General features: G+C 44.4%; 17 protein-coding genes, 2 tRNA genes and 1 pseudogene. 17 read left to right on the plus strand and 3 right to left on the minus strand.

Translation table 11 applies throughout. The features are described from left to right. The first annotated feature begins 122 nt into the window (after positions 1-122). The 3 genes from EHV08_RS10120 to EHV08_RS10130 are packed head-to-tail and all read left to right on the plus strand — an operon-like array spanning position 123 to position 5,062. On the plus strand, positions 123-2,342 hold the full coding sequence (locus tag EHV08_RS10120) for an outer membrane beta-barrel protein (RefSeq protein WP_238988066.1): 2,220 nt from the start codon (positions 123-125) through the stop codon (positions 2,340-2,342). A gap of 49 nt (positions 2,343-2,391) precedes the next feature. Further along, a complete protein-coding gene (locus EHV08_RS10125) occupies positions 2,392-4,575 on the plus strand; it encodes a peptidase domain-containing ABC transporter (protein ID WP_394366042.1) in 2,184 nt (727 codons plus the stop codon). A 1-nt stretch (position 4,576) separates the two neighbouring features. Further along, positions 4,577-5,062 carry a hypothetical protein gene (locus tag EHV08_RS10130; RefSeq protein WP_126679160.1) on the plus strand — a complete coding sequence of 162 codons (486 nt, stop codon included), beginning with the start codon at positions 4,577-4,579 and terminating at the stop codon, positions 5,060-5,062. Between the two features lie 16 nt (positions 5,063-5,078). Here EHV08_RS10130 and EHV08_RS11835 read toward each other — a convergent pair whose 3' ends face one another. After that, complete coding sequence (locus EHV08_RS11835; protein ID WP_262707391.1) at positions 5,079-5,213, minus strand: hypothetical protein; 135 nt, start codon at positions 5,211-5,213, stop codon at positions 5,079-5,081. A 142-nt stretch (positions 5,214-5,355) separates the two neighbouring features. Continuing rightward, a complete protein-coding gene (locus EHV08_RS10140; protein ID WP_126679161.1) occupies positions 5,356-6,282 on the minus strand; it encodes an IS982 family transposase in 927 nt (308 codons plus the stop codon). A gap of 395 nt (positions 6,283-6,677) precedes the next feature. On the opposite strand from EHV08_RS10140, the gene EHV08_RS10145 reads away from it, so the two are divergent. From EHV08_RS10145 to EHV08_RS10160, 4 genes are all read left to right on the plus strand, one after another. Then, positions 6,678-7,304, plus strand: a complete 627-nt coding sequence (locus tag EHV08_RS10145) for a TetR/AcrR family transcriptional regulator (protein WP_126679162.1) — start codon at positions 6,678-6,680, stop codon at positions 7,302-7,304. Positions 7,305-7,311: 7 nt separating this feature from the next. Beyond that, on the plus strand, positions 7,312-8,700 hold the full coding sequence (locus EHV08_RS10150; protein WP_238988067.1) for a T9SS type A sorting domain-containing protein: 1,389 nt from the start codon (positions 7,312-7,314) through the stop codon (positions 8,698-8,700). Between the two features lie 8 nt (positions 8,701-8,708). Next, complete coding sequence (locus tag EHV08_RS10155) at positions 8,709-10,160, plus strand: S8 family peptidase (protein WP_126679163.1); 1,452 nt, start codon at positions 8,709-8,711, stop codon at positions 10,158-10,160. Between the two features lie 113 nt (positions 10,161-10,273). Continuing rightward, positions 10,274-11,563 (plus strand): DUF6383 domain-containing protein, encoded by a 1,290-nt coding sequence (locus tag EHV08_RS10160; RefSeq protein ID WP_203227066.1) that lies wholly within the window; start codon positions 10,274-10,276, stop codon positions 11,561-11,563. Here the strand turns inward: EHV08_RS10160 and EHV08_RS10165 are convergent. Next, positions 11,518-12,760, minus strand: a pseudogene (locus EHV08_RS10165) (phage integrase SAM-like domain-containing protein). The gene EHV08_RS10160 and the pseudogene EHV08_RS10165 sit on opposite strands and share 46 nt — an antisense overlap. Before the next feature lie 737 nt (positions 12,761-13,497). Between EHV08_RS10165 and guaB the strand changes: the two are divergent. The 10 genes from guaB to purB all read left to right on the plus strand — a co-directional run bounded on the left by guaB (position 13,498) and on the right by purB (position 25,295). After that, positions 13,498-14,976, plus strand: coding sequence for an IMP dehydrogenase (guaB, locus tag EHV08_RS10170; RefSeq protein WP_126679164.1), 1,479 nt, complete (start codon positions 13,498-13,500; stop codon positions 14,974-14,976). Between the two features lie 24 nt (positions 14,977-15,000). Beyond that, positions 15,001-16,479: a foldase protein PrsA gene (locus EHV08_RS10175; RefSeq protein ID WP_126679165.1), complete on the plus strand. Its 1,479-nt coding sequence runs from the start codon at positions 15,001-15,003 to the stop codon at positions 16,477-16,479. Beyond that, positions 16,479-17,942, plus strand: coding sequence for a peptidylprolyl isomerase (locus EHV08_RS10180; protein WP_126679166.1), 1,464 nt, complete (start codon positions 16,479-16,481; stop codon positions 17,940-17,942). The genes EHV08_RS10175 and EHV08_RS10180 overlap by 1 nt, the downstream gene beginning before the upstream one ends. Continuing rightward, positions 17,939-19,633, plus strand: coding sequence for an OstA-like protein (locus tag EHV08_RS10185; RefSeq protein ID WP_126679167.1), 1,695 nt, complete (start codon positions 17,939-17,941; stop codon positions 19,631-19,633). The genes EHV08_RS10180 and EHV08_RS10185 overlap by 4 nt, the downstream gene beginning before the upstream one ends. Next, positions 19,630-19,902, plus strand: a complete 273-nt coding sequence (locus tag EHV08_RS10190; RefSeq protein WP_126679168.1) for a hypothetical protein — start codon at positions 19,630-19,632, stop codon at positions 19,900-19,902. The genes EHV08_RS10185 and EHV08_RS10190 overlap by 4 nt, the downstream gene beginning before the upstream one ends. A gap of 15 nt (positions 19,903-19,917) precedes the next feature. After that, positions 19,918-21,732 (plus strand): DNA mismatch repair endonuclease MutL, encoded by a 1,815-nt coding sequence (mutL, locus tag EHV08_RS10195; protein ID WP_126679169.1) that lies wholly within the window; start codon positions 19,918-19,920, stop codon positions 21,730-21,732. Positions 21,733-21,909: 177 nt separating this feature from the next. Beyond that, on the plus strand, positions 21,910-23,118 hold the full coding sequence (locus EHV08_RS10200; RefSeq protein WP_126679170.1) for an OmpA family protein: 1,209 nt from the start codon (positions 21,910-21,912) through the stop codon (positions 23,116-23,118). A 325-nt stretch (positions 23,119-23,443) separates the two neighbouring features. Next, positions 23,444-23,518, plus strand: a tRNA-Val gene (locus EHV08_RS10205). Positions 23,519-23,692: 174 nt separating this feature from the next. Further along, positions 23,693-23,767 (plus strand) — tRNA-Val (locus EHV08_RS10210). Between the two features lie 181 nt (positions 23,768-23,948). Then, on the plus strand, positions 23,949-25,295 hold the full coding sequence (purB, locus tag EHV08_RS10215) for an adenylosuccinate lyase (RefSeq protein ID WP_126679171.1): 1,347 nt from the start codon (positions 23,949-23,951) through the stop codon (positions 25,293-25,295). Positions 25,296-25,352 lie beyond the last annotated feature (57 nt).

A 25,352-nucleotide genomic window follows, 5' to 3' on the forward strand; every position in this document is an offset into this window, starting at 1 on the left:
ATTTATTTAACTACCTTAACAACAGTAAGTTTATTTTCATATGCTTACTTTTATCTTTGTGCAATGAAATTTGTTTTTCACAGACAAACGGTACTTCTATTGTACAATATAAGGGGCGCATTGTGGACTCCAAGACAAACGAACCTCTATCTGGCACAACGATAACATTACATTCCCCTGACGGGATTTTGCTTGTTGGGACAGTCTGTGACGAGAACGGAGGCTTTGAAATAGAATGGCAACGGAAACAGGAAAGCCCCAAAGATTCGTTAGTGCTGTATTGCAGTTTCATGGGATATGTAACCAAATCCGTTCAAGTGCCGATAGCACAGTATCACGATATAGGGGAGATACATCTTGAAGAAACCCAAATGACTCTTGATGAAGTTACAGTATCTGCGCGTCGCTCTCCTTTAAAATTCGACAAAGGCAATTATTTGGCAGCCGTGGCAGGTACTTCTCTTGCAAAACTCTCTTCTGCAAATGATGTCCTTAAAAGACTCCCTTTGTTGTCTGGTGATAATGGCTCGTTTTCCGTTCGAGGACGTGGACAAGCCATTATATTCATCAACCGAAGAGAAGTGAGAGATCCTTCCGAAATACAGAATATAGATGCTTCGCAAATAGAGTCTGTCAAAATCATCACAGACTCGGGAGTGACCTATCCCATAGAAACGAAAGCTGTCATTGAACTGACGGTAAAACGATGGTATAAAGATCATCTTGGAATAACCTTTGAATCTGAGATTTATCAACGTCAAAGACTATCCCAATACTATACTTTACGCACAAATTACTCCAAGAAAAGACTATCCTTGATTACTCTCCTAAGAGTGGCAAGCCCCAAGTTTGATCCCGAGACAGATATAGAATATACAGTGTCCAGACCGGAGGGGGAGTTATCTTACAATGTTACGGGAAAATCCAGACAGAATAATTTGAGATACTCGTTTGACACAGGCTTAAACTACGATATTAACGATATGCAATCTTTGGGATTTTATATGAGTGCCTCCATGAGTCCAAGACAGACGTCTTACTATGACAATACATACAGAAAGGACAATGTAGAGATAGGTTCTCATTCCTCAAAAAACAAATCGGAAAATCATGGAGTAAACGGAACTTTTTATTATATTGGGAAAATAGCAGGAATAAACATAAACTTCCAGAACTATCTCTATCATTCATTGAATAAAGGGCATCAGTCACTTTTCCTTGACAATGACAATTATTTCAACATGGACAGCGAGAACAAATCCTTTCTTTACGACTCCAAATTGGAATTGGGAAGTAAAGGACCTTGGGGAGGGGACATGTTATATGGCATTCAATGGACTTACACGAGGAGAAAAGACATTTCCGATGTTCTCGAAGGGAATGTGAACAACAGCAACAGTCTGACCGTGCAGAATCTGTTAAGTCCGTTCTTCTCATATAATTGGAGTTACAAGAATCTGTCTGTTTCCACAGGCATACGCATTGAATGGGAAAAAAGACACTTTCCAAATCAGAGCGATTCGGATACCAAGAAGTTTTACTACAATCCGAAAATAGGAATCAGTTATAAATTTTCAAATGGCTTAGGCGCAAGTTTCAATTGGCAAACATTCACCTCTCGCCCGCAGTATTTTGTGCTTTCCGGAATATCCTCAATGGTCTATCCATTTTTGTATAGCACAGGAAACGCACAACTGAAGTCCACACAAAACAATAATTTCTATCTCAACATTTCCTATAAGGATTTAGTTGTGCAGTTAAAGGCAAAGCATATACGGAATGGTGTTTCTGTATATTATAGTTTTGACGATGACTCACAAGTCATTAAAAAAACATTTGAAAACACACCCACCCATTGGGAATATGGCATGGCTGCAATCTATCAGATTAAGCCTTATCGTTTTTGGACCATCGACCTTTTTGGTGAACTGTCGTATGGCTCCTTTGGTTTTGGCTATGAGCCAAAGAGGGATTATTTCAATAAACCTTCCTACTTTATCGATATTACCAACAGATTTGATTTGGGCAATGGGTACACCCTGAATTGCTATACGGGCTATTCAAGAACGCTCAACGGAATAGAAGAGTCGTTGGGAACAGGGGGCATATCGGGGTCGATAAATAAGTTCTTCTTTGACAGAAAGATGTATCTTAGCCTTAATATTGGTCAATATATTCAAAGACGAAACAGAATGCGCACTGCCGTGGATAATATCCACATAAACCAACTATGGGATACCTCCAATAGATACATAGGACTGACATTCAAATATACATTCAATACAGTATCTGTTAAGAACAAGGCTTCTCAAGGAAACAGTAGCGAGATACGGCGTTTTTAGAAATATTATTTTGTAGTTGATTATGTACTTTATTCGTCAAAAAGATGCAATGGATTGTGGTCCAACATGTTTAGCTATATTGCTTGTACACTTTGGAAGAAATCCAGATATAGAACTAATACGTCATAACTGTGCTTTGACCAAAGAAGGTGTTTCTTTATTTGGAATCAGTAAAGCAGCCGAAACAATAGGTTTCAAGACTGTTGGGGGACATTTGAGTTTTGATACTCTTGCCCATGAAGTTCCACTACCTTGCATCGTCCATTGGAATCAGAATCACTTTGTTGTTGTCTATAAAATAAAAAAGCACAGTAAAGGAAAGTATATCATCTATGTCGCAGATCCCGGCAAGGGACTTGTCACCTATACCAAGGAGGAGTTCTGCGAGCATTGGATAAGCACCAAGACCAACGGTGAGGAGAAAGGCATAGCCCTTCTTCTCGAGCCAACGGAACAGTTCTACGCTCAAAACGATACGGAAACAGTACCGACTCAAAGCCGAGTGAAATTCCTATGGAGCTATCTCAAGAAATACAAGCGTTTCTTTACGCAGCTCATTCTCGGTCTGTTGCTCGGCTCGCTCCTGCAACTCGTCTTCCCATTCCTTACCCAAGCCATCGTAGATACGGGTATTGGAGGCAAGGACATCGGTTTTGTGTGGTTGGTGCTGCTGGCAGAGATGATGCTTCTTTTCAGCCGTACCGCCATTGACTTCATCCGGTCAAAGATACTCCTGCACATCTCCACCCGTATCAATATCTCGCTCATCTCGGACTTTTTCATCAAACTGATGAAACTGCCGATGAAGTTCTTCGACACCAAACTGATGGGCGACCTCTTGCAGCGTATTGAAGACCATCGACGTGTGGAGCAGTTTCTCACATCGAGCAGTCTGAGTTTGCTGTTCTCGTTCTTTACTTTCCTTGTCTTCGGTGTCGTCCTTGCTGTCTATAATCTCGGCATCTTCCTTGTCTTCCTCTTGGGAACATCGTTTTACGCAGGCTGGATAATCCTCTTCCTCAAAAAGCGCAGACAGCTCGACTACAAATATTTCGAGCAGGCTGGACGCAACCGTAATGTAACCTACCAGCTCATTGGTGGCATGCAGGAAATCAAACTGCAGGGGTGCGAACAACGCAAACGCTGGGAATGGGAGGATGTGCAAGCCGACCTCTTCAAGGTCAACCTGCAATCCCTCAATTTGCAACAAGTGCAACAGGCAGGAAGCATTACCATCAACGAGGTGAAGAACATCCTCATTACCGTTCTTGCCGCCACAGCCGTGATACACGGAAACATGACACTCGGTATGATGCTGGCGGTGCAGTACATCATCGGGCAGCTCAACAGTCCCGTGGAACAACTCATCCAATTCATCTACTCATGGCAGGACGTAAGCATCAGCCTTGACCGCATGAACGAGATCCATACCGAGACCAACGAGGAGAATGTCGAACGGACACGTTTCGCCTATACTGACGAAACAGTCGAAAGACATTCCCTCACGATAAAAGACCTATCCTTTAAATACGACATATACAGTCCGAAAGATATTCTCTCCGACATCAGTCTCTCCATTCCAAACGGCAAAGTAACGGCAATCGTGGGGGCAAGCGGAAGCGGAAAGGCCACGCTCGTAAAACTCATTTTGGGATTTTATGAGCCACTGAATGGAAGCATCCGGATAGGCAATGCCCACCTGAATGAATACAATCTCGGTTGGTGGCGGAGCCAATGCGGTGCGGTGATGCAGGAGGGTTACCTCTTCTCTGATACCATAGCGAGAAACATCGCCATATCTGACGATGAGCCCGACATCGATCGCATCCGCCATGCTGCCCGTGTGGCAAACATCGCCGACTACATAGAAGCCCTACCTTTGGCTTACAACACGATGATAGGACAGGACGGACAGGGCATCAGTCAGGGACAACGGCAACGCATTTTGATAGCGAGGGTAGTCTATAAGAATCCTATGTTCGTCTTCTTGGACGAAGCCACCAACGCCCTTGACGCCAACAATGAGCGAGCCATCACCGAAAACCTCTCGGATTTCTACAAAGGAAAAACCGTTATAGTGGTGGCGCATCGCCTTTCCACTGTTCGCGATGCTGACCAGATAGTGGTGCTTGACGATGGTAAAATCGCAGAGGTGGGCACACACGAGGAACTGACCGCCAAACGTGGCAAATACTTCGCCTTAGTAAAGAACCAATTAGAACTCGGCAACTGATATGAAAACACAGGAAAATAAACAGGAACGGAGTTTTGAGCTTCGCAGCGAGAAAGTACGCAGTATCGTTGGGCAGATACCCTCCGCATTTGTCCGCTATGGTATCACCGCCATAGGAGCGGTATTGCTTTGCCTTTTGGCAGTAGCCTGTTTCCTGCCCTATAAGCAGGTATATTCGGGTACGGTTACCGTACACGGAGTAACAGCCGCTGCACCGGCGGACAGCACGGACACCACCATTTTGCTCAAGTTTGAGAACAAACGTCCTGACAATACGAAGGGACAAATGATTTATCTGCAATCTCCCAATGGAACGTTTGCAGGGCAGATACAAGACCTTTCTTCCGTCCGTGACACATTGGAACGTCAGGAAGCCCTATGCCGTTTCAAGACAACTGAGATAAAATCTGTGGAAAACCAAACGGTGGATTTCCAAATAACACGCTCATCGGGCAATCTGCTGCAAAAAATGCTTGGGGGAATATAATCCCATCACGCATATCTCATCTATCCCGATAGTCAATGGTCAAACTTACCGCCTTCTCTTGCAAGGCGGTGAGTTCTTTTGTCAAACCGACAAGCTCCTGCAACAATGCCTTTACGAGACCTCTGCAAAACTCTTCATTTTCTTTGCTCATATCAAATACTTTTTGTACCTTTATGGCATGAAACAAAAGATATCCTCTCCAAGTTTTGCTGATATATTTCTTGGCCAAAGAAAGGTTAAGCAGACATTCTTTTCTCAAATAAACACAGTTATTACGCGAGTTCGGGATAAGTTTAGCATGAAAAGAGTTCCAACTGCCTTGATTTTTCCACATATACAGGCAGTGCCTCCGGCTTATTCTCAAAAAAACAATATGCCGTAAGGGCAGAACATAAGTTCATGATAAAGTTATGTATGGAACGGTGTCGTGAATGTACAAGGTTCGCTTTGTTCTTTAGCAGTTCATTAATGCATTCGATGATATATCTTTTTCTTAGCATAATCTTGTCCCATATAGGCATAAGTTTATTCTTCATCTTTGCTTTAAGTCTATGAACAAGTCGAATACCTTGACTGAACAGATTCTCGAAGAGTTCCTGTTTGATGTATCCTCTGTCAGCAAATACCTTTCCATACAAAACCTTTGCAAATACCGTCCACACTCTGCTATCCCTGTCATCTACGTTTGCTCCTGTAAGACAGAATGTTATCACTTCACCGGAATCATTGCAAAGCAGATGCAGTTTGAATCCATGACACCAACCCATGGTACCATTTCCACTCTTGGCGAACCCTGCAAAGACCTTGTTAAAGTACCGTCTTACATTGTGACATACCGGAATCATCGTACTGTCAACGAACGTTATACCTGTACATTTGCCGAAGGCATAGAGTTTCATGAACAACATCATCTTAAAGAACACACGGGGCATGAGTTCCACAAAACGATTATAGGAGACGGCTGCTGGGAATTCATGCCTGAGCCACCCACGGATACAGTTCCGGTAATACTCCTTGAAATTACGATATGTACCGAAATGATAGCATACAAGGATGGTCATGATTTCACTCTCGGAAAGCCTTCCCTTACGATTCCTAAAACGTTTTCCATTGCTATTATAGGAAGGTAAACATAGGTTTTTACTCAGTTCAACATTCAAATTCTTGTCAAACTCATCAATAATACAGAAAATTTCTATAATTTTGTCCTTGGTAATCATCGCTTGGTTGTTTTGTAAGTTTTTGATTTACAACTATAAAGTTACAAAAAACTAACGAGATTACCAACTTTTATAGAGACTTTCTTAACCCGAACTCGCGTATTTTCTGATGAAAACAGTGTGTTTTTACGGAAATAAATTGTTGGAACACTTAAAATTATTACCAACTAATTTTAATGGAAGTAATTTGTCAGGATTTTTTAGCATTATTGCCTAATCATCAAAAATGAATAGAAACAACTATTTTTCTATTGCAAAATGAGAAAAAGAGAGAAATGAAACTTTTTTTGAAGAAAAATCCTCCGAAATATTTGGTGGATTGAAATAATTTTCATAATATTGCACTCATAAACACAGAACAAACGTTCTGTTTTGAATTTAGCATGTATGAAATAATGGAAAAACAAATAGATAAAGAAAGCATAAGCAAAAGGGACATTATCCTTAATGAGTCGTTCAGACTATTTCTGAAAAAGGGTTATGCAGCAGTATCATTTTCGGACTTAGTGGAAGCGACCGGCATTTCTCGTGGCAATATGTTCCATCACTTCAAGAATAAGGAAGATATATTCAATCATGCCGTTGATAGGTTTGTATTTGAATTCTTGACTAATGATGCTACAGACTTTCTTGAATTTACAAGTTCAACACCATTAAAGGATTTCATTGATAATCGTGTAGAAAACATCTGTCGCCGTATGAAATCATTTTTTATAATGACAAAAGGCACAGTCACTCCTGCCAATTTCATGTCATTTATCTTGTATCTGAAAGACAACTATCCGGATTGGAAAGAGAAGTTTCAAGAATACGAGAAAAGAAAGAACCATGAGTGGAAAGAGGTAATAGAGCTTGCCAAACAGAAAGGAGAGATTACTCAAACTGTGGAAACAGAAAAGATTATATCTTCCATTAGATATATATATATTGGATTGTCATACAGAAGTGCTTTGAGTAGCCAACTTTCCATTTCCGAATTGAAAGAGCAGATATACATAATATATAATTTAATAACCAAATAATACTCCTATGGAAAAAGCAGTATATATCAATAGCATATCGGCATATCTTCCTAATTCTCCCATTGCCAATGAGGATATGGAGGACTATATCGGGAAAATTGGTGGAAATCCGTCAAGGGTTCGTTCCATTGTCCTTAGACAAAATGGTATCAAGACCCGATATTATGGATTGGATAAAAACAAAAAAATAACTCACTCTAATGCGCAACTGGCAAAGGAAGCCGTTTGTGGGCTATTTGAAAATAGATGTGTTTCAAACAACCTGACGCTATTAGCTTGTGGAACAAGTACCCCAGACCAACTGCTTCCTTCCCATGCATCTATGGTTCATGGTGAGTTAGCCTGCTATCCTATGGAAATATTCTCTTCTGCAGGTGTATGCTTTACCTCATTGCAAGCACTAAAAATATGCTACAGTAATATACTTGCAGGACTGCATCAAAAAGCCGTTTGCGTAGCATCAGAATTGAGATTTCTTTTTACATCCATATTAAGCATCCTACTCGTTTCTGTTTCCCATGCGCAGACAAACGTCATAGACGGACACGAATATATAGATATGGGATTACCGAGCGGTACTTTGTGGGCAACCTGCAACATCGGAGCCGAATCTTCCATAGATTTCGGAGACTACTTTGCATGGGGAGAGACAGAGCCTAAAGAGGAATATACTAATGAGAATTACAAATTCTTTGAAGGATATAAAGAGATTCCCGGAGTTGCCTATTATATGTTATGCACGAATATCGGAGAAAACATCTGCGGAACGGAATACGATGCCGCAAGGGTAAAGTGGGGCGGACGGTGGCGCCTGCCTACATATGAAGAGATTGGAGAACTCGTGAGACTTTGCTGGAACAAATGGGAAGAAGTGGACGGCATTTGGGGCATTCGTTTTCACCATGGCGCAAATGAAAACACCCTTTTTCTTCCCGCTGCAGGATATGCCGATACAAATCAAGGAAAAACGTATCATTTCCAGAATTGGAAAGGCGTTTATTGGACAGGTATTCTTGAAAAGGTAGAAGGTGCGCCGGATGATCATATTTCTTCAGCAATGGATATTTCTTTTGGTTCAGGAGGACCAAGTAGGTCTTCAAGCATAAGAACACTTGGTTATCCCATTCGTCCCGTTATCAATCCCAGAGAAACCGGGATTGACGACATCACATACAGGCGGAACATTCGCATGGCATACCGTGACGGCTCGATAGAGTTGAGTTCCATTGAGAACTGTGACCATATTTACATTCTCAATATATGTGGACAGAGTGTTTTCTCCTCCCCTGTGTCAGCAAAGAACATCGATGTGCCTCAATTTTCCAAAGGTGTATATATCTGCACGTTGATAAAGCAGGGCAAATCGGTCCATACACAAAAAATAATCATCAAATAGTATTTGCAATGAAAAAGACAATCATATTTCTTTTGTTCGCATTAGCTGTGAATATAGTGTCCTATGCTCAGGATGCATTTTATTATTATGATGGGAAACGGATTCCTCTGACGGAAAATGCCTCCAAAATAGTAGTAATCTCCCCTCTCGCCGGCAATGCAGGTATCAGCAACGGAAACCTGCAATTTGAGAAGAGCATTTCTGACAGCAGAAGCATAATAGAAGTTTATAAGGTAAAACCTTCAATGACAGCGCAAAGTGTCAAGTTCCTTGCGGCCGCTTCCAAATCCGATGCCGTCTCCATACAGTCTTGTTTCGTAACTGAGGACGGAAAGGAACTTATCCCGACAGGATATATCGATGTAAAGCTGAAATCGGAAAAAGATTATCCAGTTTTGCAAAGTACTGCAAGACAATACGACTGTGAAATTATAGGGCAGAATCCCTTTATGCCACTATGGTATAGCATGAGGGTATCGGAAACCTCTGGAAGAGATGCAGTAGTGGTGGCAAACTCGATATATGAATCCGGAAAGTTTGCATCTTCCTCGCCGGGCTTCTCTTTCGATGCCCTCGAAATTTCCTATGATCCGAACGTCCTCAATCAATGGGGACTGTATAATTCGGCATATGAAGGGATGGATATTTCTGTCAGCCGGGCATGGGGATATTCAACAGGGCGCGGCATCACAATTGCCATCGTCGATCAAGGTATAGATCTTGCCCATCAGGATTTGGCTGACAATATCAGCAGTTTGAGTTATGATACGGAAACAAAAAGTTCTCCCGGCAAGGTTTACGGTGCCCACGGTACACATTGCGCAGGAATTGCAGCAGCTGTAAGGAATAATGGGATACAGGTGGCAGGAGTAGCCCCGGATGCCACCTTAATGTCTGTCAGCAACGCCCTGTCTGGTTCAACAGAATTGGAAAGCAATCTGGCGAATGGAATAAATTGGGCTTGGCAGCATGGTGCTGATATCATCTCTTGCTCATGGTGGTGTTCCGATAAAGATATAGTCAAGGAGGCAATCGACTTGGCTCTGTCACAAGGTCGCGAAGGCAGAGGATGCGTGTTTGTGAAGTCGGCAGGCAACACAAGTGGTCCCATCTCCTTCCCTGGAGACTATCGTCCGGAAGTAATTGCCGTTGCAAATATGAAACAGGACGGGACGCTTTCGGCAACCTCTGCCTACGGGTCGAACATGTTCGTTACGGCTCCGGGCACATCTATTCTGTCAACAGTACCCGGTAATGAGATTGCATATAAGGGTGAAACTTCCATGTCTGCTCCGCATGTGGCAGGATTAGCAGCCTTGATACTTGAGCGCAATCCCCAACTTTCTGCTTATCAGGTTAGGGAAATCATCGCAAAGAATGCGAAGAAAATCGGGACATACGCATACGACACCAACAAGGCATTCGGAAGCTGGAACGAACGGGTTGATAGATGCCTATAAAGCCGTTGTGAATACACCTCGTCACTGATGATTTTACGGCCTGTTACATACTTCCCCATATTGTATGTTCAGACCTCAATATTAACAAATAAATTTAAAGAAAGGAGCTTAATATGAAAAAGCATTTATTCCTCGGTATTGTCGGACTCTGTATGTCCGCAATATCCGCTTACGCCAACGACGTTGCAACCTTGGTACCGCAGGAGTGCAGCATTGAGAACAAGCTTGTCTATGAGCCTATAAATCAGGTTCACATGGAATTTACGGCTCATGTTGACATATCCAAAGATGCCAAGGCGACCATAACCTGTGGAGACAAGACAATGGCAACCGGTGTGATTACCTCCTATACTTATATGGAGAAAGGCATCGTGCTTGTCACTTTCGAAAAACTTGTCCTTCCCAAGGGCAATTCCTACAAGTTGGAAATTCCGGCGGGGGCAATCTTCCTGAAGAGCGCGCCCGACGTAAAAAATGGAGACCTGAAATTTGATTTTGAAGTCCCCGAAAAGATCATAAGTACTGACTGCTCGGTGAAAAGCGGTTCTTCGGTAGAAACCGAAGAGCATATCTGGTTCTACTACGGGACCGAGACCGAGCCGGTGGGCAGCCCCACCATGACCCTGTACCGCGAGGGAGTGCCCGTAAGGACATTCGATGCGCATGTGGGCTGGGACTGGAACCTGGGGCAGGCGTATGCCGACTTCGGGATGAAGATGAATTTTGAGAAAGACGTCCACTATTCTCTCGTAATGCCAGAAGGCAGTCTGATCCCCAGATTTCGCACGGACATCACCAACGAAGAGACGAGAGTGGATTTCATCGGTGGATATACAAAGCCGATAGAGCCGATAACCTATGTATGGTGCAGCCTCTTTGACAATCACGGCATTGACGTGCTCGGCGAGGTGCGCTTTTACTACAGGCAGGCCGTCATGCTCTCGTCAGACCCCAAAATTCAATTGTTCGACACCGACAACAATCTGATCAAGGAGGTCACGCCCACGCTGTCCGAAGATGAGGATGGCAGGTGGGGCCGATGGATTGTTTCCTGTGATTTCGGCGGATTGAGAGTTCCCGAAAAAGGATGCAGCATCGTGATTCCAGAGGGGACGGTAATCTCGGCTGACGGCAATGTGTCGGTAAATGCCAAGAACAGTTTTGATGTGAACATCGGCACAGGAATCGGCAGCGTATCTAACGACAAGATGGAAATCAAGGTGTCAGACAGAAGAATAACGATAATAGATGCACCGATAGGCGCGACGGTATGCATCTACTCAACGGACGGGAAGAAAGTTGCCGACCATATTGTTACTTCACGTCATTTTGTTTTGAACTTGACGGCAAACGGCATTTATGTTGTTTCCATTGACGGGAAATCGTATAAAGTCGCCATTTGACGGTAGTCCGCCTGTAACAGACAATTGACATTCTGTCCATGCGGCATGCCTTTGTTCCGACGGAATTGCGGTCTGTCTGCATGGACAGAATATAAATACAGGCTCACCGTTTCGATAGGCACACCTGCCGAAAGTGTGATAAGTGATGCAAAGGTATGCCGCGCCATGTGAAAGGCCAGCGGACTTTCCATACCGATGTTTCTCTGTATGTGGTGCATGCCGTTGATAATAATGTCGGTGGTTGGCACGTCAAAGACAAAACCCGTACGCTTTCCCCTGTACCGCTCCATTATTGCCCAAGCAGGAGGAAGCACCTGCACACGGTACCGGTGTCTTGGTCTTCATACGTCTGCCCTTGATGCAGAGTTCGCTTTCTTCCAAGACGATGTTTTCCTCCCGAAGATTACGGACATCAGAAATTGCAAGCCCTGAAAAGCAAGAGAAAACGAACAATTCACGGACTATGCGGTAGTTCTCCCATTCAATCTCTAACTGGATGATGCGTTGGAGTTCTTCCTGCGTGATGCTTCGAGGTTCATCCTTTGGTCGCTCGTAATTGTAGCCCAAGAACGGATAGAAGTCCAACACGCCTTTCTTCACCGCCATGCGAACGATGGTCTGTAAGGCGGAAAGGGCACTTGATATGCTGCTGCGTTTCAGTTTGCGGTCGATGGTGAGATAATACTCGAAGCCCTCAATAAAGGCTTTGTCCAACTGTGAAAGGGGAATGTCGCTTACTTTATGCTTTTTCTGCACATACTCACGAAGCAAGGAGAATTGGTAGGTACGAAGTTTGAAGGTCTTCAAGGATCGGTCGATGCCTATGTGCTCCTTTGTCTGTGTGAGATAATCCCCGAAACTCTTCAAGAGCAAGGTTTAGCAGTGGATTTGCCCATGATAGGCATCCCTTACGTCTGTGGCGTTAAAGGATTCTTCTCTTTCACTGAGTTCGTGAAAGCGTGCGTGGATGAGTGCGGTGCATTCGCCGAGTTTCTGATTGACGTACACCGCCATTGCACTCTTGCCGATGAGCCGTTGCTTATGGCTATCCCAAAGAGTGAGCGAAGTCTTGCTCTTGGTGGAGAATCCCGAATGGGTTCTGCTCACTGAGATGCGCCCGATGACGGGCACAAGTCCTTTCTTGTCGGTTCGTTTCGCCTGAACGAAGAACGATACTTTGAGTTTGTTTTCTTTCATTTTTCTGTCGTTTTTTCTAAATTTTTTTGTCTGCAAAGGTACTGATGAACAAGTTTTTCTGAGCGATGCAGAAAAATGAAAGATGGGGAATAAAAACCTATGACACAGTTATTTATCTTTTATTGTTGTCCGTTAAAACTTTTTCTCCCAATCTGTGTAAGAGGAATTGCCTTTAATACTATATTATTTGACCTTAAATCCAAGAACAAAATCATTATCTTATAAAAACAAGCACTTTTATAATGCTTACGATTTATAACTGGAATACAAGCCCCATAGATCTAAAAACGTCTGTATTGCCCTTAGACAAAAGGATTGCAAACTTTCAATTCGCTTTTACCGGACAGCAATATTTATCTTTAATTCGTAATCCATTTTTGCTTTTTCCTCGATGGGTTACGATTTGGTAACGGAACTCCTGCCGTTTTATGCTCGTTTTCGCTTACCCTCAAAATAGCAAGAAAAAGCTAAATAATACTATTTCAAATAGTTACATTCCTTGCGTTTCCCCCTGTTTCCCTTAATTCTTAACTACTGATTATGCCCGCATAAGAATAATCGACATAAGACTGTTGGCGAATGGTCTGAACATAAGAAACAAAGTGGTTGAGGAGTTGAAAAACCTCTACAACGCGTTAAATTGAATTAATCTGCCAATAAAATGTTGAAAAGCGTATGAAGTTTTAAAAAAAATGCGTATTTTTGCACGCAATAAATTTTAAAGGTACACAAAATATATGTCATCATTTGTTGCAGATAAAATTGTGATGGACGGACTCACTTTTGATGATGTCCTCTTGATTCCCGCTTATTCCGAAGTGCTGCCTAAGACGGTGGAGTTGAAAACCATGTTCTCAAGGAACATACAGATGAACATTCCGTTCGTTACGGCGGCAATGGACACCGTGACCGAGAGCGCGATGGCCATTGCCATTGCCCGCGAGGGAGGAATCGGTGTGATCCACAAGAATATGCCTATTGAAGCACAAGCCCGCGAAGTGGCTATCGTTAAGCGTGCCGAGAACGGCATGATTTATGACCCTGTGACGATACAGAAAGGCCGCTGCGTGAAGGATGCGCTTGAAATGATGGCAGAATACCATATCGGTGGTATTCCGGTGGTAGATGAGAATAATTACCTTGTGGGTATAGTCACTAACCGTGACCTGCGCTTCGAGCGTCATCTCGACAAGAAGATAGACGAGGTGATGACAAAAGATAACCTCGTTACGACGCATCTTCAGACCGACCTTAACGCCGCAGCGGAGATTCTGCAGGCTAACAAGATAGAGAAACTGCCGGTGGTTGACAAGGATAATCGTCTGGTGGGACTTATCACATACAAAGATATTACCAAGGCCAAGGATAAACCGATGGCTTGCAAGGACAGCAAGGGAAGACTGCGCGTGGCTGCCGGAGTGGGCGTTACTGACGACACTCTCGACCGCATGCAGGCTCTCGTTGAGGCCGGAGCCGATGCCATTGTGATTGATACCGCTCACGGACATTCAAAGTCTGTGGTAGAAAAACTTGTCGAGGCAAAGGCTTCTTTCCCCAACGTTGATATTGTTGTGGGTAATGTTGCCACCGGAGAGGCTGCGAAAATGCTCGTGGACAATGGTGCCGACTGCGTGAAAGTGGGTATCGGACCGGGTTCTATTTGTACCACACGAGTGGTTGCCGGTGTCGGCGTTCCGCAACTCAGTGCCGTGTATGACGTGTTCAGTGCGCTGAAAGGTACGGGTGTTCCACTCATCGCCGATGGCGGATTACGCTATTCGGGCGACGTGGTGAAAGCCCTGGCAGCCGGAGGTAGTTCGGTAATGATAGGCTCTCTCGTGGCGGGAACAGAAGAAAGTCCCGGCGACACGATAATCTTTAACGGTCGTAAGTTTAAGAGTTACAGAGGTATGGGCTCGCTTGAGGCTATGGAGAACGGCTCAAAGGATCGCTATTTCCAAGCCGGTACGAAGGATGTAAAGAAACTCGTTCCGGAAGGAATCGCAGGACGTGTGCCATACAAGGGAACCTTGCAGGAAGTAATCTATCAACTTGCAGGTGGTCTGCGCTCGGGAATGGGATATTGCGGAGCATCGTCTATTGATATGCTACACAATGCAAAATTCACCCGTATAACAAATGCCGGAGTGATGGAGAGTCATCCGCACGATATAATGATAACCAGTGAGGCACCTAACTATTCGCGCCCGGAATAATAGAAATTGAAAGAATATAATATAATGAAAAAGACATTTCTCGTAGCAGCCATGCTCCTTTGCGGAGTAATGGTATTCGCACAGAGCGAAGACCCGGTGATAATGACTGTTGCAGGACAGCCTGTAAGTCGTTCGGAATTTGAGTACTCTTACAATAAGAACAACGCAAATGGAGTAATCGACAAGAAGTCGGTGAAAGAATATGTTGATCTCTTCGTGAACTATAAACTGAAAGTGCAGGCGGCTCTTGATGCACGCCTCGACACCCTGACCTCGTTCAAGGAGGAGTTTCTCGGCTATCGCAATCAGCAGGTGCGTCCAACGTTCGCCACTGACGAAATGATGGATAAAGAAGCGCGCAATATATATGACTCTACTGTGGAACAGATAGGCCCCGACGGACAGGCAATGGCATCGTATATACTGCTCTCGCTGAGCCCCGATGCACCGCTGGCAGAGCAGAACAGGCAGAAGACGAGGATAGACTCTATCTACACCGCACTGCTCGGTGGTGCCGATTTTTCAGAAATGGCACGCTTGCATTCAGATGATAAAGGTACGGCAATTCGTGGCGGAAAGTTGCCTCCGCTGACGAGAAGTCAATTGCAGGAAGATATGGCCGCACAACTGTTCTCACTGAAAGACGGTGAGATGAGCAGTCCGTTCTTGCTGCCTATGGGATATGTAATATTCAAAATGCACGAGCATAAGTATCTGCGCCCGTTCGAGGAAGAGCGTCCCGACATATTGAAATGGATGGAGAGCAGAAACCTGCGCGATGCCGTGGCAGACAGAAGAGTGAAAGAACTGGCAGCCCAGAAACTCGGGATAAAAGACGATATTGACAATCTTGCCGGTGAACAGAAAGCAAAGATGGTGGAGGAAGAGAAGAATCTTCTCGACCGTCGCGCTGCGGAAATGGCGGAATCGGACTCTGACATGAAGAACCTCATACGCGAATACTACGACGGACTGCTGTTGTACGAGATAAGCAATCGCACTGTATGGGAGAAGGCTGCTAAGGATGAAGCAGGCTTGCAGAAGTTCTTCAAAAAGAATAAGAAACGCTATGCTTGGGACAAGCCACGCTTCAAAGGCATGGCTTACCATGTGAAGAACGAGGCAGACAAGAAAGCCGTGGCACAGTGTGTTAAGGGATTGGCATTCGATAAGTGGGCAGAGAAACTGCGCACTACGTTCAATGCCGACTCGGTTCTCCGTATTCGCGTGGAGAAAGGCATATTCAAGGAGGGTGACAATGCCGTGATAGACAAGATGGTGTTCAAGAAAGACACCACGCTGACACCGATGAAAGACTTCCCTATCGATTCCACTTACGGCAAACTTCTCAAGAAAGGACCGGAAAGTTACGATGATGTGCGCGGTCTGGTCACTGCCGACTATCAGGAGGAAATGGAAAAAGCGTGGGTTAACGAACTGCGCAAGAGATATAAAGTGGTGGTGAACGATGATGTTGTGGGCACCGTAAACAAACATAATTGATGAGAATTTTAAGAAAAATAGCACTTGCCGCAATGGGGCTTTTGGTTCTTTCGGCAAGTATGACGGCACGCTCCGGAAAGGTGACAGAGAGCAGGGGCGGGAACGTCATGGCACAAAATGATGCTCCGGCGGATAGTACTGTCGGGGCAGAAGATCTGCAACCACCGCGCGAATCGTCTGTGGTGGATGAGGTGATATGGGTTGTGGGCGATGAGGCGATACTGAAATCGGATGTGGAGGTGATGCGTCTGCAGGCCGCGATGGAAGGTATTAAACTCAACGGCGACCCCGACTGTGCCATTCCTGAACTGATAGCAGTGCAGAAACTCTATCTGCACCAAGCGGCAATAGACAGTATCGAGGTGAGCGAGAGCGACATAACGCAGGGCGTGGAGCAACAGATAAACTATCTGATAAATGCTGCCGGAGGGCGTGAGAAACTCGAAGAATACCGCAACCAGACGCTGGCACAGATGAGATTGCAGATGCGCGACGAATATCGCGACCGCCAGATGATAGAAAGAATGAAGGAAAAACTGGTGAGTAATCTTACAGTGACACCTGCCGATGTGCGTGCTTATTTTAAGAATATTCCGCAAGACAGTGTGCCGTTCGTTCCGACAGAGGTGGAGGTGCAGATAATAACGCGCCAGCCGAGAATTGAACAGGAAGAACTGAACAACGTGAAAGACCGCCTGCGCTCATATACCGAACGCGTGACAAGCGGCGAAACGACGTTCGCGACATTGGCTCGTCTGTATTCGGAAGATCCGGGCTCGGCACGACAAGGTGGCGAACTCGACTATGCCGGACGAGGAACACTCGACCCGGCATTCGCTTCTGTGGCATTCAATCTTACCGACCCAAATAAGATTTCAAAGATTGTTGAGACGGAGTTCGGATTCCATATTATTCAACTTGTTGACAAGAGAGGTGAGAAAATCAAGTGCCGCCATATCTTGTTGAAGCCGAAAGTGAGCCGTGCATCAATCGATGATGCAATAGCAAGGCTCGATTCCACCGCGACGGATATACGTGAAGGTAAATTCACTTTCGACGTGGCAGCGTCTTATATCTCTGATGATAAGGACACGAAGAATAACCACGGACTGATGGCCAACTATTCGGAGGCCGGTCGCACATCGCGTTTCCGCATGCAAGACCTGCCGAGCGAAGTGGCGAGAGTGGTGGAAAAGATGTCGGTAGGAGAGATTTCAAATGCTTTCCAAATGGTGAATGAGAAAGGCAAAACGGTTTGCGCGATAGTGAAATTGAAGTCGAGAATCGAGGGACATCGTGCCACGATAACCGAAGATTTCCAAGTGATGAAAGACGTGGTGCTGTCAAAGCGCAGGGAGGAATTCCTGAAAGCGTGGGTGAAAAACAAACTGCGCACCACTTATGTTTACATGAAAGATCGCTACCGTAACTGCAATTTCGAATATGAAGGCTGGGTGAAATGACCGCATTGAATAATGTAAGGCAGATTTTCGGCGGGCATAGAATCATTCTGATGGTGATTCTATGCCTGTTCGGTCTATGTGCGATGAGCAACGGCCCGCGTAAGCATAAGAGACGGAAGACGACCGACGAGAGGATTTATCTTGTTCATGCCGATGTGCTCATGTATGATCGTTTCGACCCTAACACGCCGGGGGCGCAGGTGCTCAAGGGTAATGTGCAGTTCCGTCATAAAGGGGCAACGCTGCGATGTGACAGTGCGTTCTTCTATGAGACGGAAAATTCGTTCGAGGCTTTCGGGCATGTCAGACTGGTGCAAGGCGACTCGGTGACACTGACAAGCGAAAAAGCATATTATGACGGTAATGACCAGATGGCTGAGGCACGCCATAACGTGGTGCTTAAGCATCGCGGCACTACTCTATACACCGACAGTCTGAACTACGACAGACTGTATGGCGTGGGATATTTCTTCGAAGGAGGAAGAATGGTTGACAAGAAAAACGTTCTCGTTTCTGACTGGGGAGAATATAGCACCGATACGCGTAAGGCGATATTCAACTATGATGTCACGCTGCGTAACGAGGATTTCACGATACACACCGACACCTTGCACTACGACACCCGCACGTCGGTGGCGCATGTGGTGGGTCCTTCGCGCATTATTTCAAAAGAAAGTACAATCAATACAACATCGGGATTCTATAACAGTAATACCGGACAGACCGAACTCTTCGGGCGGAGCAAGGTGGTGAACGAGGAAAAGGAGATTACGGCCGACAGTCTTTTTTATAATGAGAAGAGTGGCGTGAGTGAGGGCTTCAATAAAGTTGTATATGTGGACAAGGAAAACAAGAACTCTCTGGAATGTGATTATTTTTGGTATAACGAAAACATTGGCGAGGCAATGGCAACGAAAAGACCATTGATGAAAGACTTCTCGCAGAAAGATACTCTTTATGTTCATTCCGACACCATACGCCTATATACATATAATATAAATACCGACAGTGTTTTCAGAACCGCACATTGTTATTATAAGGTACGCGCTTATAGAGAGGATGTACAGGCAGTGTGCGACTCGCTTGTGTATAACACGAAAGACTCTTGTATGACGATGTATCGCGACCCGATAGTGTGGAATGACAACAGACAGATGTTCGGAGAGAAGATTGAGGTGTTCATGAAAGACTCTACCGTTGAACGTGCGCATGTCATTGGGCAGGCCTTCTCTGCCGAGATGCTGCGTGACAGTACGCATTATAATCAGGTGTCGTCGCGCGAGATGTTTGCTTATTTCGATGACGGGAAACTGAGTAAGACCGAGGCAATAGGCAATGTGCGCACCGTGTTCTATCCGATGGAGGAGAAAGACAGTTCGATAATAATGCTCAACTATCTTGAGACGGATACGATAAGGATGTTCTTAAAGGCCGGGAAATTGCAGAAGATATGGACTCCGAAGGCAGAAGGGACGGCCTATCCCATGTCGCAGATTCCGCCGGGTAAGGATTTTCTTGACGGGTTTGCATGGTTCGATGGGATTCGTCCGGTGGATAAAGATGATATTTTCAACATAAGAGGCAAGAAAGAAGAGGAGGTTTTGAAGCCGCAGACTCGACATGAAGCACCGTTGCAAAGGATAAAAGACGGAATTGTGGAGACGCTGAAAGGAGGGGAGATTAAGTTATGATGTGGTTCGGCCAGCGCAAGCCGCGCCGCTTCGAGCATCGTATGATATATGCAGACGACAGGAAGCGGTTCGTGGAAGACTTGGAAAGGCGGGCGAGGGGAGAATGTGTGGATGGTCGAGAGAATCACGGTGTCACCGATTTCCGTTCCGCGTTTACCGGAAATACGCCGCACATAAACCGCCGCAGGTCGGGTAGTGGAGGGAATCTCATGTTCATCGCTATTGCCTTGGTGGCATTGGTCGTGGCCATTTTGTATTTGGTCTCTTAGAAAAATAAGGTAACAATGAGTGATATAATACAACTTTTGCCGGATAGTGTGGCAAATCAGATTGCCGCAGGTGAGGTGATACAACGCCCCGCCTCGGTGATTAAAGAGTTGGTTGAGAATGCTATTGATGCCGGAGCGACACTGATTAATGTCAGTGTGGTCGATGCCGGGCGCACCTCTATACAGGTGATAGATAATGGTAGGGGTATGACGGAGACCGACGCACGTCTTGCATTTGAACGTCATGCCACGTCGAAGATACGAAAGGCGGATGACTTGTTCGCTCTCAATACGATGGGTTTCCGTGGTGAGGCACTTGCTTCTATCGCTGCGGTGGCGCAGGTTGAACTGAAAACGAGGGTCGCCGGAGATGAAATTGGTACTCGGTTGTCGATAAGTGGGTCGCGGGTGATGAAACAGGAACCGGCATCTTGTCCTGTGGGGAGTAACTTCTCGGTGGAGAATCTTTTCTTCAATGTTCCGGTAAGACGTAAGTTCTTGAAGTCGAATACCACCGAACTGAATAATATTCTTTCTGCTTTCGAGCGCATTGTGCTCGTTTATCCGCAGGTGAGTTTCACTTTTCATAACAATGGTGTGGAGGTGTTCAATCTGAAATCCGCGACCATACATCAACGTATAGTAGATGTGTTCGGTAAGAAAATAAATCAAGACCTGCTTCCAGTGAACGTGGATACTACGGTTTGTCGTATCTCCGGGTTTGTGGGAAAGCCTGAGTCGGCACGTAAGAAGGGTGCTCATCAGTATTTGTTCGTAAACGGCAGATATATGAAGCACGGCTTTTTCCATAAGGGAGTGATGCAGGCTTACGAGCGACTGATAACCGCAGGTGACCAAGTACCTTATTTCATATACTTCACCGTGGAACCGGAGAATATCGATGTGAATATTCATCCCACAAAGACTGAGATAAAATTCGATAACGAGGTGGCGATATGGCAGATACTTACTGCTGCGGTGAAAGACTCGTTGGGGCGTTTCAATGATGTCTCAACAATAGATTTTGACGTGGAAGGGAAACCTGATATTCCGGTGTTCGATTCCTCTGACAATGATTTCGCTGCTCCAAAGGTGGATTATAATCCTCAATATAATCCTTTCAAAGAGAGTGGCAGACATGTGAACCATCGAGATAATGTAACAAGAAACTGGGAGAAAATATACGAAGGACTGATTCCTGAGACTGCTGAAGAAAAGGGACTGTTTGACGATGACAATACGCAAGGAGAGGGATTGATAGATGAAAAAGCCCCTACACATTATCAATATAAGGGGCAATATATAATGACGGCGGTGAAATCCGGTCTTATGATAATAGATCAGGAGCGTGCCCATATACGTATATTATATGATAGGTATATGCAACAAATGAAAAGTAACGGACATCGTTCGCAGAAAATATTGTTCCCGGAGATGATTCAATTCCCACCTTCCGACATCGTTACGTTACAGAAAATAATGCCGGAGATGGAGCATCTCGGCTTCGAACTTACCAATCTTGGTGGCGGCAGTTATGCTGTGAACGGTATTCCGTCAGGTGTTGAGGGTATGAATGTCAGTATGTTGATAAAGGATATGGTAGATTCTGCAATTGAAAACGGTGTTGTTGATACGGCCGGTATAAATCATTCGCTTGCATTGAGTCTTGCACGCAGTGCTGCCATACCTCATGGACAGGTGTTGGGAAATGACGAGATGGAAACGATAGTAGCTGAACTGTTTGCCACATCAAATGTCAACTACACACCTGATGGTAAATTGATACTTTCAATCCTTAAACAGCATGATATAGAACGAATGCTTGAGTAATTATATGGAAATTTACCCTAAAATAACGATTTTAATAGTTTTTTTTGCCTAAAAAGTAAAAAACATACAAAAAATGTATTGCAGTTAAAAAAATATTATTAACTTTGCAGCAAATATCGTATTAAGGTTATTTGAAAAAGACTTTATATATTTATCAATAAATAAATAGTTTTAATTATGAAAAAGTTTTTAATCGCATTGGCTTTTGCCGCTGTTTCTGTAGCAGGTAATGCACAGGACACTTACGCTTACTCTAAGTATAGCGTTGCAACAAACTCATTCTGGAGCAACTGGTTCATCCAGCTCGGCGGACAGTATGATGTATTTTATTCTGGTCAGGAGCATGGCTTGAACATGGGTCAGTCTCTCGCAAAGGGTTTCCGTGGAAACTTCGAGGCTTCTGCTGCTATCGGTAAGTGGTTTACTCCGGGCTTGGGTCTTCGTGTTAAGGCTTCTGGTATTTGGGGACGTACAGTTGGTACTCATAGAGAACCGGGTATATATATTCCAAACGGAAAGTTGACAACAGATAATGATATGATTTCCGGAAGCAAAGGTTTCAACTTCTGGACCGGTCAGGGACAGGTAATGTTCAACTTGAGCAACATGCTGTTGGGTTACAACCCGAACCGTGTATGGAATTTCATTCCATTTGCAGGTGGCGGTTTCGCTCGTAACTGTACTGCTAACCGTTATTCAATGGGTCTTGGTGTTGGTCTCTTGAACGAGTTCAATCTTTCAAAGCGCGTTGCTTTGAATATTGAGGCTGGTTGGAATCGTTGGGAGTCAGACTTTGACGGTATTGACAATAATGTTGACGAAGGTCACCGTGGTTGGGATTCTCACGACAACGTACTCTATGCTGAGGTTGGCCTGACAATCAACGTTGGTAAGACCGGCTGGAATCAGGTTCCCGATGTTGACGCTATCCGCGCAGGTTATGAGAGCCGTATCAACGACTTGAACAACATCATTCGCGACCGCGATGCTGAAATCGACAGCCTGAAGAAGATTAAGCCTGAGACAATCCGTATCACTGATACCAATACTCCTGCAGAGCGTTTCGTTGCTACTCCGATCTCTGTATTCTTCAATATCGATAGAACTGAAATCGCAGAACTGAAAGACCTCGTAAACGTTCGCGCACTTGCTGAATACGCCAAGGAAACTGACAGCAACCTCCTCGTTACAGGTTATGCTGATAGCGCAACTGGTACTCCGAAGCGCAACCAGTGGCTGTCTGAGAAGCGTGCTGACCGCGTTGCTGGCGAGCTTGTTAAGATGGGCATCAGAGAGAATAAGATTCGCAAGGAGGCTAAGGGTGGCGTTAAGATCCTGTCTCCAATCAGTTACGACCGTCGTGCTACTGTACAGGTTGTTAAGTAATATATGCTGAAAATTTAGCAGATTAATAAAATATTTATAAGGTGCCTCTCCGAAATCGGAGAGGCACTTTCTTTTTGACATAAAGACAGAACGTGGTTTTGACATAATGACAAAATTGATTTGACATAAAGACATAATGGTTTTGACATAAAGACAAATTTTTTTGTCCAAACTCCTTATGTCTTTCTGTCCAATTAAATTGTGTCTTTCTTTCTAATCAAATCCGGCTTTTTGTTCTTTTTCTATATGTATAATGAAAAATATTCTGAAAAATTTTGTGGTTTTAAAAAAAGTATGTACCTTTGCATCGCTTTTAGAAAAAAGAGGGCGTTTAGCTCAGCTGGTTTAGAGCATCTGCCTTACAAGCAGAGGGTCGGCGGTTCGAATCCGTCAACGCCCACAAAGCAAAAGGTTTCGCTTCCGAAAGGTTGTGAAGCCTTTTCTTTTTTTGCTTATGATGTTTTTGATTTTGGCTTGGTAAGAATGTTTTTTTGCTTTATGTCGATAAAAAATAAGGAAAAGTTTGGAGGTTTCGTGAAAACGTTGTATCTTTGCATCGCTTTTCGTAAAGCACGGGCGTTTAGCTCAGCTGGTTTAGAGCATCTGCCTTACAAGCAGAGGGTCGGCGGTTCGAATCCGTCAACGCCCACAAAGCAAAATCCCGCTTCTCAGAGAAGAGATGCGGGAATTTTGGTTAAAATAGATGATAAAAAATAGGATTTCGTAAAGCCAGAAGATAACTTAACCTATCAACAAGTATTTGATATATATAATTATATTGTCATTTTATATTATAGAGAATTCGAGAGAATAAAGAAGAACGTATTAATATGAATCTTAACTTACTGACAGCAATTTCACCTATCGATGGCAGGTATAGGACAAAGACTGATTCATTAGCATGCTATTTTTCAGAGTATGCACTTATCCGTTACCGTGTAAGGGTAGAGATAGAATATTTCATTGCGCTTTGTGAACTGCCGCTTCCTCAACTGAAAGATTTTAATCATGATCTTTTTGAACCTCTGCGTGACATCTATCGTAATTTCAGCGAGGATGATGCACAGCATGTCAAGGATATTGAGAATGTCACGAACCATGATGTCAAGGCCGTAGAGTATTTCATAAAGGAGCGTCTTGACAAGATAGGTGATTTCAGTAAATATAAGGAGTTTATACATTTCGGACTTACATCGCAGGACATAAACAACACTTCTGTTCCACTTTCACTAAAAGATGCGTTGGATGAAATGTTCATTCCACAGGTGGAAGAACTTATTGCACTTCTCAACGATTATGCGGAAACATGGGCTGAAGTGCCTATGCTGGCGAAGACTCACGGTCAGCCGGCCAGTCCAACACGATTGGGTAAGGAAGTGAGAGTGTTCGCCTATCGTATGCAGCAGCAACTCGACTCGCTTAAAGCAATAGATATAACGGCGAAATTCGGTGGTGCTACCGGTAATTTCAATGCCCATCATGTGGCATATCCTGATTACGATTGGCGAGAGTTCGGCAACCGTTTTGTGAGTGAAAGATTAGGTCTTGTGAGAGAACAATACACCACACAGATAAGCAATTACGACCAATTGGGTGCTGTTTTCGATGCCCTACGTCGCATAAACACCGTTATTCTCGACCTTGATCGCGATTTCTGGATGTATATTTCAATGGATTATTTCAAGCAGAAGATAAAGGCCGGCGAGGTTGGTTCGAGTGCGATGCCGCATAAGGTGAACCCCATAGACTATGAGAATAGTGAGGGAAACCTCGGTATTTCAAATGCCATTCTGCAATTCCTGGCACAGAAATTGCCGGTAAGTAGGTTGCAGCGTGACCTTACCGATTCAACAGTACTGCGCAACATCGGTGTGCCTATCGGTCATAGCGTAATCGCGATACAGAGTACTATGAAAGGACTGCGTAAATTGATACTCAATGAAGAGAGAGTCGCAGATGACCTTGACAATACTTGGGCGGTTGTGGCAGAGGCCATACAGACCATTCTTCGCCGTGAGGCCTACCCGAATCCTTATGAGGCATTGAAGGCTCTAACACGAACAAATGAGAAAATGACACCTGAAACGATACACGATTTCATCGGAAAACTTGATGTGAGTGATGAGGTGAAAGCAGAACTGCGTGCCATAACTCCGCATAATTACACCGGAATTTGAATGTTGCCTACATGCAACTAACCGAATAACAATTTAAAAAAATATAATAAATTAAAC

Origin of the sequence: Prevotella koreensis (assembly GCF_003977605.1) — a bacterium.
GTDB lineage: Bacteria > Bacteroidota > Bacteroidia > Bacteroidales > Bacteroidaceae > Prevotella > Prevotella koreensis.